The organism is Polaromonas sp. YR568 (assembly GCF_943371715.1).
GTDB lineage: Bacteria > Pseudomonadota > Gammaproteobacteria > Burkholderiales > Burkholderiaceae_C > Polaromonas.
Genome location: NZ_CALRVW010000034.1, coordinates 1 through 15502 on the forward strand (window position 1 = coordinate 1; position 15502 = coordinate 15502).

The 15502-nt window shown below is 63.2% G+C and carries 9 protein-coding genes; 4 read left to right on the forward strand and 5 right to left on the reverse strand.

Annotation, left to right across the window (positions count from 1 at the left end; all coding sequences use genetic code 11):
• Both AAG813_RS18030 and AAG813_RS18035 read right to left on the reverse strand, forming a co-directional pair.
• Positions 1-4093 (reverse strand): filamentous hemagglutinin N-terminal domain-containing protein (locus AAG813_RS18030; RefSeq protein WP_341917272.1); only part of this gene is annotated, 4093 nt, incomplete at its 3' end.
• Positions 4094-4115: 22 nt separating this feature from the next.
• Entirely contained in the window at positions 4116-5804 is a 1689-nt protein-coding gene (locus AAG813_RS18035; protein ID WP_341917274.1) for a ShlB/FhaC/HecB family hemolysin secretion/activation protein, read from the reverse strand.
• Between the two features lie 395 nt (positions 5805-6199).
• On the opposite strand from AAG813_RS18035, the gene AAG813_RS18040 reads away from it, so the two are divergent.
• The 4 genes from AAG813_RS18040 to AAG813_RS18055 all read left to right on the forward strand — a co-directional run bounded on the left by AAG813_RS18040 (position 6200) and on the right by AAG813_RS18055 (position 10130).
• Entirely contained in the window at positions 6200-6442 is a 243-nt protein-coding gene (locus AAG813_RS18040; RefSeq protein ID WP_341917275.1) for a DUF2061 domain-containing protein, read from the forward strand.
• A 323-nt stretch (positions 6443-6765) separates the two neighbouring features.
• Complete coding sequence (locus AAG813_RS18045) at positions 6766-9078, forward strand: NADP-dependent malic enzyme (RefSeq protein ID WP_341917277.1); 2313 nt, start codon at positions 6766-6768, stop codon at positions 9076-9078.
• Between the two features lie 188 nt (positions 9079-9266).
• A complete protein-coding gene (locus AAG813_RS18050) occupies positions 9267-9674 on the forward strand; it encodes a ribonuclease domain-containing protein (protein ID WP_341917278.1) in 408 nt (135 codons plus the stop codon).
• Positions 9675-9728: 54 nt separating this feature from the next.
• Positions 9729-10130 carry a barstar family protein gene (locus AAG813_RS18055; RefSeq protein WP_096696873.1) on the forward strand — a complete coding sequence of 134 codons (402 nt, stop codon included), beginning with the start codon at positions 9729-9731 and terminating at the stop codon, positions 10128-10130.
• 323 nt (positions 10131-10453) lie between these two features.
• On the opposite strand, the gene rsmA is transcribed toward AAG813_RS18055, so the two are convergent.
• From rsmA to AAG813_RS18070, 3 genes are all read right to left on the reverse strand, one after another.
• The gene (gene rsmA, locus AAG813_RS18060; RefSeq protein WP_341917280.1) at positions 10454-11281 is read right to left on the reverse strand and encodes a 16S rRNA (adenine(1518)-N(6)/adenine(1519)-N(6))-dimethyltransferase RsmA; all 828 of its coding nucleotides are present in this window, start codon (positions 11279-11281) and stop codon (positions 10454-10456) included.
• A 253-nt stretch (positions 11282-11534) separates the two neighbouring features.
• Positions 11535-12929: a peptidylprolyl isomerase gene (locus AAG813_RS18065; RefSeq protein ID WP_341917282.1), complete on the reverse strand. Its 1395-nt coding sequence runs from the start codon at positions 12927-12929 to the stop codon at positions 11535-11537.
• Positions 12922-15402: an LPS-assembly protein LptD gene (locus AAG813_RS18070; protein ID WP_341917284.1), complete on the reverse strand. Its 2481-nt coding sequence runs from the start codon at positions 15400-15402 to the stop codon at positions 12922-12924. Before AAG813_RS18070 ends, AAG813_RS18065 begins: the two co-directional genes overlap by 8 nt.
• Between the last annotated feature and the right edge of the window lie 100 nt (positions 15403-15502).

The window sequence follows — 15502 nt, forward strand, 5'->3', positions numbered from 1 at the left end:
CTCCCCCGAACTGTGCGCCGCCGACTGCGCTGAGGTTGCCGGCCAGCGTGATGGTGGGCGTGCCTCCTGCTGCTTCGAGTGTGATGGTCCCGGCATTGCCGCCCGAAGCCACCCCTGCAACGCCGTTCCCGCCCGTCGTGGTGATCGCCACCGCCGACACGTTGCCTCCCGTAGAGGTCAGCGTCACAGCTCCGCCTCCTCCGCCCGTCTGGTTCGCTCCGTTGCCAGCGCTTCCGCCGGCGCTGATGGCACCGACGCTCAGAGCTCCGCCGGCGGTGATATTCACCGAGCCCGCGTTGCGGCCAACGCTGTTCGTGCCGGCCGTGCCGCCCGTCGTGGTGATCGTGCCCGTCGTCACAGATCCGCCCGCAGTGATCTGCACATTTCCACCGTCTGAACTTGCAGCTCCCGTCGTGGTAATCGTGCCCAGCACCAGGGCGTTTGCGTCGTTGATGTTGACGTGACGTCCGCTGACGATAGAGACAGCGCCCGTGAAGTCATTTGCGGCATTGCTCAGCGTCACATCGTTGGTAGCGCCTGCGGTGATACCCGTCGTGCCGCCCACAATCACCGCGCCGGTCTGGGTGATGGCGCCGGCAGCCACGAGTGCCAGGTTGCCCGTCGCGGCGCTGCCGGTGCCAGCATTGATGCCGCCAACGACTACCGCGTTGGCATCGGTGTAGGAAATGGCCGCAGCAGTGCGATCACTGTCGGCGCTGTTGCGTGTCTGCAAAATGATACTTGCCGCATCGTTGCCGGCGTTTGCCAGGGTGATGGCTGCCGGCGTGTCATTCAGCGTCTTGGCGGACAGCGTTCCAGCCTTGATGGCGCCACTCTGCGTGATGGCGCCGCCGGCAATCAGCGTGACGTCGCCACCCACCCCGGTGCCGTTGTTGATGCCCGACACCGCTACGACGTTGCTGTCGGTATATTGGATGGCGGCGCTGGCGTTGGCCAGGCCTGGTGCTGCCGCCGTGCCAGTGCGCGCCTGCAGATTCACTGTGACGGCGTCGTTGGCCGTATCGGTCAGCGTGATCGCAGAACCCGCCGCATCGGCCGTCGTCGCTGTCAGTATGCCGGCCTTGATCGCCCCGCTTTGTGTGATCGGACCACCGGCAATCAGCGTGACGTTCCCTCCAGCGCCCGTGCCACTGTTGATCCCCGAGATCCCTAGCGCACCAGCGCCCGTGTATTGAATGGTCGAGGCCACGTTGGCCGCACCAACCGCAGCCACTGTCCCGGCACGCGCCTGCAGATTGACCGTGGAAGCCGTGTTGCCCGCATTGGTTAGCGTGATCAGACCAGTTCCTGCAGTGGCATTGGCCGTGGTTGCTGTCAGCGTGTTCGCCTTGATCGCGCCCGTCTGCGTGATGGCGCCGCCTGCGAGCAGCGTCACGTCGCCGCCCGCGCCCGTGCCGCTGTTGATGCCCGAGACCGCTACTGCGTTGCTGTCCGTATATTGAATTGCCGCGTTGGCGTTGGCCGCGCCAGGCGCCGCGGCGGTCCCATCTCTTGCCTGCAGGTTGACCGTCGCCGCATTGTTGCCCGCGTTCGTCAGCGTGATCGCAGCGCCGGCCGCATTGGCCGTGGTTGCAGTCAGCGTGCTGGCCACGATTGCGCCTGTCTGGCTGATCGCACCGCCTGCGAGCAGCGTTACCGTTGACAAGGACTGCGCCGCAGCCACGCCGATCGCGCTCGCGTCGGTATAAGCGGTGGCGCCTGCGACGTTGGCAGAATCGGCCAGGTTCCTGGCCCTCAGGTTCACCGTATCCACCTCATTGCCCGCATTGGTCAGCGTTATTGCCGCACCCGCATTGATCAGGGTTGTGGCATTGAGCGTGGGCGCAGTGATGGCCGCGCTTTGTGTGATGGCCCCTCCCGCCCGAACTGTCAGGGAAGTCGCCAACGTCGAGCCATTCAGTACGATCGCATTGCTGTCGGTCAGCGCCGCGTTGTTGCCGGACGTGATGCCCACAGAGGCAAAGTTGTTGGCAGCATTGGTCAATGTGATGTCGTTGCCCGCACCCGCTGCCAGGGTGGCCGCACCTGTCACGGCCAGCGCCCCTGTCTGAGTGATTGCCCCGCTCGTGTTGATACCCAGGGTCCCCGATACAGTCGATGTGCCCAAAATCAGGGCGTTGGCATCGGTGATGCCAACGTTCAAGCCCGTGGTGACCGAGACAGCACCGGCGAAATCGTTGCCAGCGTTGTTCAGTGTCACGTTGTTGGTAGCGCCAGCAGTGATACCCGTCGTGCCCTTTATTGCCAGCGAAGTCGCCCCCAGTTGACTGACCGCGCCGCTACTGCCCACCGAGAGGTTTCCAGTCCCAGTGCCCCCGGTGGTATCGATGCTTCCGAGGGTTTTGGCACCCGTCCCGGTGATGGCGACGTTGCCACCATTCGTCACCAGGCTGCCCGACGCGCCGAAAGTGGTTGCAGCACTTGCGCTGAGGTTCACATTGAGCGCATTGCTGGTACTGGAAATCGCATTGTTGACAAACATGCTCCCGGCGGCCGTCAAGGTCAAAGTGGCGGCCGCGCCTGACGATTTCGTGATGGAGTCAACGACCGTGATGTTGCCGGCCTGGGTACCGGTACCGCCGGTCACCACGTTCACACTGGTACCGCCGTTGAGCGCCGCCTCCAGCTGGTTTCTGTCAGCAATCGCGTTATCTGCGGTCGGGGTGTAGGTCGGGCTGACAAACGTGCCGCCGCTGGAAGCGCCGTTGACAATACTGACGTTGCGCGGGTCCAGAAGCCAGACGCCACCGGTGCCTTGCACGCCCGACGCATCGACGCTGCCCGTGGCGCGCAAAAACTCCTTGCCTGAGGTTTCCACCAGGCCGCCGTTACCGCTGAGGCTTCCGCCACGGGCCGTGATGGCGCCCTCAAAAACCGTTGCCTCATTGGCCCACAGGACAACTTTCCCGCCATTTCCGCTCTCTAACGCATCGGCCCGGATCTGGCTACCCGCGGCCATATGGGTGTAGGAAGCGTTTTGTACCGACGCGTTGGTCCCCTGGTAGTCGCCACCGACCAGCGCCGTGCCGCCCCCCGAGTTCCCCGAAACGTCAATGGCCGCCCCCGTCGCAAGCACCACCTTGTCGCCCAGCACCTGCACCGTGCCCCCGGTCTGGCCGGTTGCAACGCCGCTGGCGTCGAGTGTGCCCGCCACATGTACCACGCCGCTGCGTCCGCCACTGAGCACAATCATGCCGTTGCGCTCGGTCGCGGACGTAGCGCGGATCACACCCGTCTGGTTGACCACCGTGGCCATCGCATCACCCAGCGCGCTGGCCAGCACCGCCACCTGGCCTCCGTTTGCAGTAATCACGCCACTGTTGGAGGCCACCGCATTGGCCGCAGCCGCATCCACCGAGAAGCTCACCAGACCCACGCCCGAGGTATCTATCGAAACACGCGACCCCGCCACCAGCCCGACCGCGCCGCCGTCCGCCTGGATGGCGCCGGTATTGCTCACACCCGGTGCAGCCAGCAACACGTAGCCGCCGCGCGCGGCCCGGATGTTTCCGCCGTTGGTCACGATCCCGGCGTTGCCGCTGCTGCTGAAGGTGTAGCGGCCGGCCATGAAGTCTTCGTTGCTGAGGGCCAGGGTCGACGCGACCAGGCCGCCCACATGGACCTGCGCACCGGGCGCAAACATGACACCGGCGGGGTTGATCAAGAACACCTGACCATTGGCGCTGAGCGAGCCATAAATGGAAGAGGGCGCAGCGCCCACCACCCGGTTCAGCGCGACCGAGGCCGCACCAGGCTGCACAAACTGCATGGACTGCCCCGTGCCGATATTGAAGCTCTGCCAGTTCAGGATGGCTTTGTCGCTGCCCTGGGTGACCACCATGGCATTGGCGTTGGGTGTGCTGATGTTTGCCTGGCCGGCCACGAGGCTGGCGCCCTCGGGCAAGGCCGTCGCCAGCGTTGAAAAGCCCGCCAGCATGGCTGCCAGCAGGCGCGACAAGACACGGCCGCTGCGCAGGCGATACGTGGCGGTGAGCTTGCGTGACAGGCGAACCACCACCGTGCGAACCGCCCAGGGGCGGTAGGCGCCGTGTTTTGCGGATGGATGGGTCATGGCTGTTTTCTTGCGCCGCAGCTCAGAACCACTTCTGGGCGGACACCCAGGCGCGCGGGGAACGATCCGGATCGCCGGTGGAAGGCGTGGACCGGGTCGTGCGCCAAGCCAGGTAGGTGGTGATCAGGAAATTGTTGACTCGCCCGGCCAGCGCGCCTATGCCCACGGAGCCCAGGGCGATCCGGTTGGTGACGCCGGGTACCGCAGAATCATCCTGGTTGAACCGGACCGTTCCGTAGTCATAAAAGGCCGCCAGGCTCACCGGCTCGCCGGCCAGCGTGACGGGCGCCGGCAACTGATAACGGTACTCGAGATTGAGCAGCAGCCCGGCGTCCCCGATGCCTTCGCCCACCGGGTAGCCCCTCACCCCGTTGGGGCCGCCCAGCGCCATTTTTTCGGCGGAGGCAAGGTTTCGGGAGGCCAGCTGGGTCTGAAAGCCCAACAACACACTGGACGCGCTGCCGAACAGCTGGGTGCGCTGGAATTCGAGGTTGAGCTTGCCGAAGCCGCCTGCGGTGCGCAGCCCGCCGGGGCCCTGGTCGAAACCGAGGCTGATCGCATCCAGCCGGGTGCGTCCCAGCGTCCCGGTCAGGGCGTAACTGCTGGAGCCGCCGGCTCCGACCACGTCATCGGAGAAATTGCCCAGCAAGCCGATGCGCGCCGATGCAATGCGGCGCTCACTGTCGTTGGCCGGAGTGGCGATCTGGTCGCTGAATTTCTTGTGTTCCAGGCTGAACAGGCCATACAGGTTGTTGTCGCGCGAACGGATCAGCGGCCGGGTCAGGGAAACGCCCAGGATGTCCGCCTTGCCGGTGGCCCCCAGCGCTGCAAATTGTTCGCCCAGGGCGTAGTCGGTCCGGGCGGCACTGACCGCGAGCCGGGTTCCGGCGGCATCGACGGGAACCGCGTACGCCAGGCGGTACAAATTGCTGCGTGTCGCGTTGCTGGTCTGGACGCGCGCACTGAACACATCGCCGCGCCCCAGCAGGTTGCTGACATTGAGGTTGGCCGACACATGCAGGGGCCCGGCCGCGCGTGCGCCGAAGTTGTCCACTGCTACCGAGCCATCCACCTGCGGACCCCGCGCCCGAATCGTCACGGTCACGTCGGCCTGCCCGGGTCGCTGGCCCGGCTCGACGGTGGCGCTGGCTTCCACGCCGGCCAGGTCCCGCAGAAGCAGCACAGGCTTGTCCAGCAGGTATTCGCTGATCAACGCCCCGGGTTGCAGATTGGCGCCCACCACGCGTCGGGCGTAGGACGCCGACCCGTTGTCGCCCTCGAACTGAACAAGGACCCTGCCGATGCGCGCCTCGATCACGGCAATGGTGACTGTCCCGCCGACCGCCTGGAAGGCTTGCTCGGGCAGATAGGCTTCCGTCAGAAGGTAACCCTGCGCCCGGTAATACCGGCTGACAAGGGCTGCGGCTTCGGTCAGTCCTGCCAGGTCGGTCGTCCGGCTGACGCGATCCGCCAGCAGGGCCGCCAGGGTTTCCTGGTCAAAGAGGCTGTTGCCTTCGAAGCGGAACCCGGCCGGCGTGATGGACACCGCGGCCTGAACCGGCAGGACCGGTTTTCCGGCAGGCAGGCTGATCGGCGGCGCGCCCGGCTTCGGCAGCAGGGGAATCTGGCGTTGCGGCTCCTGCAGGGTACCGGCGTCCGGCCGGCGGACTGTCTGGGCGAAAACAGACGAGCCGCCCGGGGCCGAAAGCACCAGACAGGAAACCAGCAAAAAACGAGGCCGCAGGCAGTGACGCTTCAAAGAAAATTTGATTGTTAAAAATATTTACACAAGGCAACAAATCGTATTAAGCACTTATTGGGCCTTTCGTCAACAGTCACGCGGGCCTGTTGATGGAAACGACTTACATATGTCGTAACCACCAAACAAAACTGGGGGATTTTTCTCAAGTCAAGGCGCAGAAAGCGACCTGACCTGGAAGCGAAAGACCACGCTGGCGATAACTTCTATCCTTGCGGTAGCCAATCTCAATTGGCCAGCTAGATAGTCAATACATATAGTGGCTAGAACTTCAATAATTTTCAGCTATCGATTAATCCGAACTGAAAAACTGACATTTCCTCCACCAGAGCCCAAGGAGTCTGAAGATGGCCAAGCTTGTACGTGCCAATTTGCCCACATTGAAAAAAACAGCCAGTTACTACGTGGTTCACGTCACGGTGGCCGCCGGGGTGGCGTATGCCGTGACCGGCAACCTGCTGCTGTCCCTCACGCTGAGCCTGCTCGAGCCAGCGATTCAGGCCATCGCCTTTTTCTTCCACGAAAAGGCCTGGCAGCACTGGGGCGGCCGGGCCGCCGCAACACCGTCTGCGATGGGCGCCAGCGCCTGAATTCCCGCAATCTGTACTATCGGCCGCCCGCGTCGGTCTGCATCCCAAGCGCGCCGCCCGCTCGGCTGCGGTCACAGCGGGTATTGCCGCAAACAGTGGCCGACAACGGTGATCGTTCACCGTACAGCACGTAAGAGCCGGCAACAGGCGCTGCCCCCGAACAAGTGCCCCCGATGCGCCTCTGATCTTTGTGAAAAAGTCAAAAGCGCTGCACTGGTTTGCGTAGATCCACGTACTAGGGTTTTCCCCTTGGACGCCCTACAATCGCAGACCTTACAAAAAATTGACGGCCCTGCCGGGGCCGCCGCTCAGGAGACAACTTCATGCCCGCCGTGCCAGCCACCCCCGACAGCCAGGAAAAACGCGACGAGCTGCGCCGTGCCGCACTGGAATACCACGAGTTTCCGACCCCCGGCAAGATCGCGATTGCAGCCACCAAGCAGCTGGTCAACCAGCGCGATCTGGCGCTCGCCTACTCCCCCGGCGTCGCTGCCCCGTGCGAAGAAATCGTCAAGGACCCGAATGCGGCCTTCAAATACACCAGCCGCGGCAACCTGGTGGCGGTGGTGACCAACGGGACAGCCGTGCTGGGCCTCGGTGACATCGGCCCGCTGGCCTCCAAGCCGGTGATGGAAGGCAAGGGCGTGCTGTTCAAGAAGTTCGCGGGCATTGACGTCTTCGATATTGAGATCGACGAAAAAGACCCGGCGAAGCTGGTCGACATCATTGCCTCGCTGGAGCCCACCTTCGGCGCCATCAATCTCGAAGACATCAAGGCGCCGGACTGTTTCTACATCGAGCGCGAACTGCGCAAGCGGATGAAAATCCCGGTGTTTCATGATGACCAGCATGGCACGGCCATCACGGTTGGCGCCGCCATCCTGAACGCCCTGAAGGTGGTCGGCAAGCTGCCGACGCAGGTCAAACTGGTGACCTCGGGCGCGGGCGCCGCGGCGCTCGCCTGCCTGGGACTGCTGCTCAAGCTGGGCATTCCTCGCAGCAACATTTTCGTGACGGATCTGGCCGGCGTGGTCTACGAAGGACGCACCGAGCTGATGGACGAAGACAAGATCCAGTTTGCGCAGAAGACCTCGGCGCGGACTCTGGGTGAGATCATCGAAGGTGCGGACATTTTCCTGGGCCTGTCGGCGGGCGGCGTGCTCAAGAAGGACATGGTCAGCAAGATGGCCGCCAGGCCCATCATTTTTGCGCTGGCCAATCCCAACCCTGAAATCACGCCCGAAGATGTCAAGTCGGTACGTGATGACGCCATCATGGCCACCGGCCGCACCGACTACCCGAACCAGGTCAACAACGTCCTGTGTTTCCCCTACATTTTCCGCGGCGCGCTGGACGCCGGCGCCTCCACCATCACGGTCGAGATGGAAATTGCCGCGGTGCATGCCATTGCCGAGCTGGCGCAGGCCGAGCAGAGCGAGGTGGTAGCCGCTGCCTACACCGGCGAGCAGCTTGCGTTCGGGCCGGAGTACCTGATTCCCAAGCCGTTTGACCCGCGCCTGATGATGAAGATCGCGCCGGCTGTGGCGCAGGCGGCGGCCGACAGCGGTGTGGCGCTGCGACCGATCACCGACATGGACGCTTATCGCGAGAAGCTGCAGAGCTTTGTCTACGCGTCGGGCACGACCATGAAACCGATTTTTGCGGCCGCCAAGAAGGCCGTCAAAAAACGCGTAGCCTACGCCGAGGGCGAGGAAGAACGCGTGCTGCGGGCCTGCCAGATCGTGGTGGACGAGGGCCTGGCCCGGCCGACGTTGATCGGCCGGCCCGCCATCATTGCCCAGCGCATCGAAAAATTCGGCCTGCGGCTGAGGGAAGAGCTTGACTACGACGTGGTCAACGTCGAGCAGGATCACCGTTACCGCGACTTCTGGCAGACCTACCATCGCCTCATGGAGCGCCAAGGCGTGACCGTGCAGATGGCCAAGATCGAGATGCGCCGCCGCCTGACGCTGATTGCCGGCATGCTGCTGCACAAGGGCGATGTGGACGGCCTGATCTGCGGCACCTGGGGCACCACCGCTCACCACCTAAACTACCTGGACCAGGTGATCGGTAAGCGCCCGGGCGTCTGCACCTACGCCTGCATGAACGGCCTGATGCTGCCGGACCGCCAGGTGTTTCTGGTCGACACCCATGTGAACTACGACCCCACGGCCGAGCAACTGGCCGAGATCACGACCATGGCTGCTGAGGAAATGATGCGTTTTGGCATCAAGCCCAAGGCCGCGCTGCTGTCACACTCGAATTTTGGTTCCTCCAATCTTCCGAGCGCCCTGAAAATGCGCCACACCCTTCAATTGCTGCGCGACGAAGCCCCGTGGCTGGAAGTAGACGGTGAAATGCACGGCGATGTGGCGCTGGACCCTGCGGCGCGCACCGCGGTCATGCCCAACAGCACCCTGTCCGGCGAGGCCAATTTGCTGGTCCTGCCCAACATCGATGCGGCTAACATTGCCTACAACCTGCTCAAGACGGCAGCGGGTGGCAACATCGCCATCGGCCCGGTCCTGCTGGGTGCCGCCAAGCCCATGCACATCCTGACCGCCAGCACCACGGTGCGCCGGATTGTCAACATGACAGCCTTGACCGTGGCAGACGCCAACGCTTCCCGATAAGCCCTTTTTAGACAGCTAGCACTAACTTATAGACGCCCTGAATCAGAAACAGACTGCCTGAATTTTGGGCAGGCCCTTGCGTTTTTCTTTGGGATGCGTCAAACTCTACCTCTTGAAATTTAAGGGTTAACCCGGCAACTGCTCAGCAATTAGCGGTTGGCTCTGGTTCAAGAAAGACGGATTTTTCCATGTTGCGAAAAAGTGGGGCCGGTTGGCGGCTAGCCGCAGCAGTCGTTCTGGCTGCTTTGAGCACGGGGTTCAGCCCGTCCGGGGTAGAGGCCAAAGGGCCCGTCCCCGCGGCAGAAGTCAGCACGATTTCAGTCGCGGCGCTGCCGGAGCAGGGACGCCACATGGTCCGCTTGATTTACCAGGGGGGCCCGTTCAGGTACGACAAGGACGGTTCGGTGTTTGGCAATCGGGAAAGAATACTTCCCGCCAAAAATCGCGGCTACTACCGTGAATACACCGTCAGAACCCCAGGTGAGCGCAGTCGGGGCGCCCGGCGCATCGTTTGTGGTGGTTTTGTACCTACCACGCCCGATGCTTGTTATTACACCGATGATCACTACGCGAGTTTTCGCAGAATCGCTCAATAAGGTTCAACAGTGATCGTCAACTTTGAATTATTGACTTAAGAAAGAGACGCGGAGATGGAAACACCACTTCGTACTGTGAGACCCAATATCGTGCAGTCCATACGCGCCTTCCGCGTGCAGGACCTGCAAGATGCCGCCACCCAGCTTGGCCACCATTTCCTCTATGCCAACCTGGGCAACGCCCAGAGCAAGCAGGATGTGCTGGACATGATCGCGGCACAGTACACCTTCCCGGCGCATTTTGGCAAAAACTTTGATGCGCTGTACGACTGCATGACGGACCTGGTTCACAAGTCCGGCCCGCAGCCCGGCTTCATTGTCCTGCTGGAGCAAATCCCTGCGAATGCAAAATTTGACAAGGAAGCACGCGAGCAGCTGTTGGATATCTTCAGGGATGCTGCGGACTACTGGGCGGATCGAAAAATCCCGTTCAGATGTTTCTATTCTTTTCTGTAGCCCGCTCCCCAGACATTGGCCAAGGGGATCGGGCGAATGAGGCCCAGCAAGCAAACAGCGCAGACGGCGAAGAGCCGATGCCAACCGACAAACTGCTCGACGTGTCGCCACTGGCGCTGCGCATGAGCAGCCCGTTCAACGCGGGATACTGGTTGGCCGCTGCCTGATACATTCTTGCAAGCACGCAAAAAAAGCCCGTTGTTCGACGGGCTTTTTTCATGGCGAACCGCCGTCGTACTGATGCCAAAAAGGGCTGTCAACGCCTAATGGAGGGCCGTTATTAGCTACCAATTCGATAGCAAAAATGACGCCCGACCAAGGGCTCAGGCAGCCGGCCCGTTTTCCAGCGCCTGGGCCAGCGCCACATATTCAGCCACCGGCACCTCCTCGGCGCGGCGCTGCACATTGAAAGGCGGGCTGTGGAGCCGCTGCTCGAGCCACTGGCCCAGCGAGTGGCGCAGCAGCTTGCGGCGCTGGCTGAAGGCCACACGCACGACCTCGCTCAGCAGCTTGACATCCACCTTCTCCGGCGCAGCCCGGGGCACCATGCGAACCACCGCGCTGTCCACGCGCGGCGGCGGGTCAAAACTCTGCGGCGGCACAAACAGCACGTTCTCCATCGCATATCGCCACTGCAGCATCACGCTGAGCCGGCCGTAGTCGCTGGTCGCGGGGCGGGCCACCATGCGGTCGATCACCTCTTTTTGCAGCATGAAATGCTGGTCTTCAATGACTTCCACCGCGTCGAGCAGGTGGAACAGGATGGGTGTGGAAATGTTGTAGGGCAGGTTGCCCACCACCCTGAGCTTGCCGCTTTCTCCTCCTGCCGCTTCGGTCGCGGTGCCCGCGCGGACTGAGGCGTCGACCTGCACCTGCCGGGCCAGCTGCCTGAAATCCACCCGGAGCACATCGGATTCGACCACCGTCAGTTGGGGGTGCGCGCGCAGCTGCCGGGCCAGATCACGGTCCAGCTCGATCACCGTCAAGTGTCCGAGACGTTCGGCCAGGGGTTGGGTCAGGGCCGCCAGACCGGGGCCGATTTCCACCATGGCCTGGCCAGGCAGAGGAGCAATCGCCTGCACGATGTCTTCGATGATGGCGCGGTCGGTCAGGAAATGCTGCCCGAAGCGCTTGCGGGCAATATGTTTCATTGCCCTGCGTGGGGACCAGACCCGAGCCGCTCGTCAGCCCAGATGGCTGTTGAACGTGAGGGTTTCTGACGCAAGCCGGGGCCGCGAGTCCGGCTTTGCAGGTCCGCAGACGCAGCCGCCCCCTCGGGGCTGATGTCTGCGGCTCCAGACCTGCTTGAGCAGGTTTGGACAGGCATCAGAAGCGAGGCCTCTGGCAAGCGGCGGCCTGCAAGGCGCAGGGAGCGACACGCAGTGCGCGACGGTGGGTGCCTCATCACTGCGGCGGGTCCCGGTATTCCACATAGGCACGGCCGCGCACTTCCTGCGCCCAGGCACTGTAGGCCTCCTCGAACTTTTTCTCGCGCAACGATGCACGCACCATTTCACGCTGCTCGCGCGGCGACAGCTTGGTGTTGCGCCGCTCCAGCACCTGGATCAGGTGAACGCCGAAACGCGACACGACGGGATCCCCGACCTGGCCGGGCGCGAGGCTGTTCATGCGCTCCTCGAACTCGGGCACAAACTGGCCGGGACCGGCCCAGCCCAGGTCACCGCCGTCCTTGGCCGAGGCGTCCTGGCTGTTCTCGCGGGCCAGCGCGGCAAAATCGGCCTGTCCGGCCGCGATGCGCTTCTGGAAATCGGCCAGCCGCGCGACGGCGGCCGCCTCGCCGAGCTGGGCCGTGGGGCGCAGCAGGATATGACGGGCGCGTGTCTCCACCACCGTGGCGCCCGGCATGCCGGCGCGTTTTCGCTCCAGCACCTTGAGCACGTGGAAACCGGCACCGCTGCGCACCGGCCCGGCGATCCCTCCGACCGGTACACTTTTCGTCGTCTCGACAAAAAGCTCCGGGTAGCGGTCGGCCGGGCGCAAGCCCATCTGACCGTCGGCGCTGCGCCCTGGCGCCGTGGAAAACTCGCTCACCAGCGCGGTAAAGTCCGTCCCGCTGCGCGCACGCTCTGCCGCCAGCTGTGCCCTGGCCTGCAGACTGGCGACCTGGGCCGGGGTGGCGTTTTCGGGAACGACCACCAGGATCTGCGCGAGGTTGAGCTCCTGCACGGCGGGATCAGCACCGGCCTCCTGCTCGCGAATGAACTGCTCCACTTCCTGGTCGCTGACCTTGGCCTGGGACTCGAGTTCGCGTTCCCGGACCCGGGTCAGCAGGATTTCATTGCGCAGGTCGTTACGAAACTGGGCGAAAGCCAGCCCCTGGGCGGTCACGCGCTGACGCAGCTCCTCGACGGACAGCTGGTTTTGCCGGGCGACATTGAGCACCGCCTCGTCCACCATGGCTTCGCTGACCTGCACCCCCAACTCCCTGGCCAGCTGCAGCTGTGTGCGCTCCACGATGATGCGTTCGAGCAGCAGCCGTGCCAGCTCGTTTTTGGGCGGCAGCGCCGTGCCCTGCTGGGCCATCTGCTGCTCGGTGCGCAGCATGCGCGCGCGCACCTCGTTGTTGGTGATCGGCTCGGAGTTGACCACCGCCACGATGTAGTCGGCCTGCCGCTGTACACCAGCTCCCGCACCCAGGGTTCCCAGACCCGGCACCCGCAACTGGCCGGGCGGCCTCAGGACCTGGGCCTGCGCGGAAAGGGCGGGCAAGCCCAGCACCAGCGCGAGCGCGGCGGCGCAGCGAAAGCCAGGACGAGGGAAAAAGCTGGATTTAGTCATAGTTGGTAAAGCGGCTGGGTGTCGTGCCCTGCTCACGCAGGTATTGGTAACGCGGGATGTTGGCTTTGAGGGTTTTCAGCGGGTTGGCACCAATGCGTGAGAAACCGACAAACTCCAGCTGGAACAGGATACGCGTATTGTTGGCTTTGGATGAAGAGGCCGCCAGAGCGGTGCCAAGCTGGGTCCGCTCCAGAACCACCCGCCCGATCCAGCAGCAGCCGTCGTATTCAATGCCCAACACCATGTCCACGAATTTCTTGTCGGGCACACTGTAGTTCAACCGACCGACGCTGTACCAGCGCCCGGCGCCCTGGCCACGCCCGGCACCCAAGTCCTTGCCCTTGTCGCCCCACAGATCATTGATCGGCCATTGCCAGCCCACATCAAACTGCTCACTGACATTGCGCTGACGACGGTAGGCCGCACTGATCACGCGGTAGTTGCCAGGGTTGTAACGGGCACCCACCGTCGAACGCTGGGAAATGCTGGTCTTCGGGTTGTACTGGACGGTGCTGTCCAGTGACCAGGCCTTTGTCAAATTCACCGAGCCGCCGAACAACAAGTCACTGAAACGATCCGTCACCGGTACGCCCCCGGGCAAGGTGACCCGCTGGTCCTTGAAGCGCAGACGCTGGGCCACGCCCACGCGCAAGGCCTCGGCGCCGCTCTCCGGCTCCAGCAGGCGCGAAGTCAGGCCGAGCGTCAGCAGGTTGGAGTCCGAGATGCGGTCGTTGCCAACAAACGCATTTTCGGTGAACACCGTCGCGAAATTGAAGTCGTTGGCACCCGAGTCGTAGTTGGGCAAAGAACTCTGATCGCGATAGGGCGTGTGCACATAAAACGCGCGCGGCTCAAGCGTCTGGGTGTAGGCTCGTCCGAAAAACCCGGTGTCGCGCTCAAACGTAAGGCCGCTGTCCAGACTGAAGGTAGGCACCGTCCGGGAGGCCGTGCGTGAACCATTGGCCAGCGGACCATCAAACTGGTAAGTCGTGGTGTTGAGCATCAACTTGGGCGTGATGTATCCCTCCGGCCGGATCCACGGCCGGCTGATCTGTGCCAGAGCAAACGCGCGATTGGCATTGGGCTGCCCGGTCAGCCGTTGGTCCGACTCAAAACGGGTGTAGTCCGTGCTGATGGAATAGTCAAGCCCCGCCAGCCCGCCCACCGGCACATTGAAGCGGTTGTACGCGGCGGTGAGCTGCGGCATGCGGTCATAAGGGGGCACGATGGGCGAGGTCACATCCTGCAGCGTCTGGTACTTGAGGGCGCGCAGCGTGGTCGAAAAATAGCCGCGCCCCCAGCTGAGGGTGGCATCGCTGGGCAGCAGCCGTTGGGTCAACAAGGTGCTCGCGCCCGCACTGCCAAAGCCTGAAAAATCGCGCCAGTAGTTATCGTCGCTAACCCGGTTCAAATTGAGGTTGATGCCTATACCGCCGATAGCCGGTATGCCCGAGTTGAAACTTCCGCTGTGCAGGTAGTTGTAGGACCACCGGTTTGCGTTGCGCAGCTGGTCATTGGGCAGCAAGCTGGCGCGCAATTCCCCCTTGTAGCCGGGCTCCAGATAACGAAACTCGCCGGCCAGGTCCACCCCGCGCTTGCTCATCAAGGTTGGCGAGAAAGTGGCATCACGGTTGGGCGCAATATCAAAATAGTAGGGCACGGTCACGGCCGTGCCACTGAGACTGTCGATCGCCAGTGTTGGCGGCAGTACGCCCGACTTGCGCTTGTCGCTGAGCGGGAAGCTGAAGGTGGGCGCCGCCAGAATCGGCACATTCATGAAACGCAGGACACCGCCCGAGGCCTCGCCCACGTCTGCTTCCCTGTCGAGCTTGAGTGTGGTCGCGTTGACAATCCACGCGGGCATCCAGCTCGGACCCTCGCCGCGCTGGCAGGTGGTGAAGGTGGCGTTTTGTGCCACCAAACGCTTGTCGTCCAGGAAATCGATGCGGGTGGCCGAGCCATATCCGTCGTTCTGCAAAAACCGGTAGTCCGGCCTCAGGAAAAAGCCCTCGAAGGTGTCAAGCTTGATTTCCAGTTCCGGCCCGTTGTACAGGTTGCCCGAACTGTTGACGCGCACATTGCCCCGGGCCTTGACGATGTCGGTCGGCTGGTCGTACTCGATCCGGTCGGCGCGTATCGCCGAACCGCCGCGGCGCAGTTCAGCCTCCCCGTCCACCACGGTTTCGAGATCCGGTCGGCCCGACACGCGGTTGCCAAACACAAAGGTCGGCAGTTCGATGCCCGGGCCGCCCGGCGGCTGTTCAGCCAGCATGGACGAGCTTCGGAGCAGCACCGGTGCGCCATCCGTGGTTTTTACCCCCGGCAGTTCCTGCGCCTGCCCGGGAGCCGTCGCTGGGCCTTGGGCGTAAGCCGACCCGCCATGCCCCAGGCCCAGCATGGTGCAGGACACAAGGCTGAGGACGGCATGGGCGACCGGAGAATGAATAAAACGCGAGCGGGATGCGCGATGCATCGGAAGTATGAGATAAACCCGTTTGTGAAAGCTGGGCCGATTATCCTATGCCCACCCCACCCTTTCCCATCTTTTGATGTATCCCTTTGAGGCAGGCCGA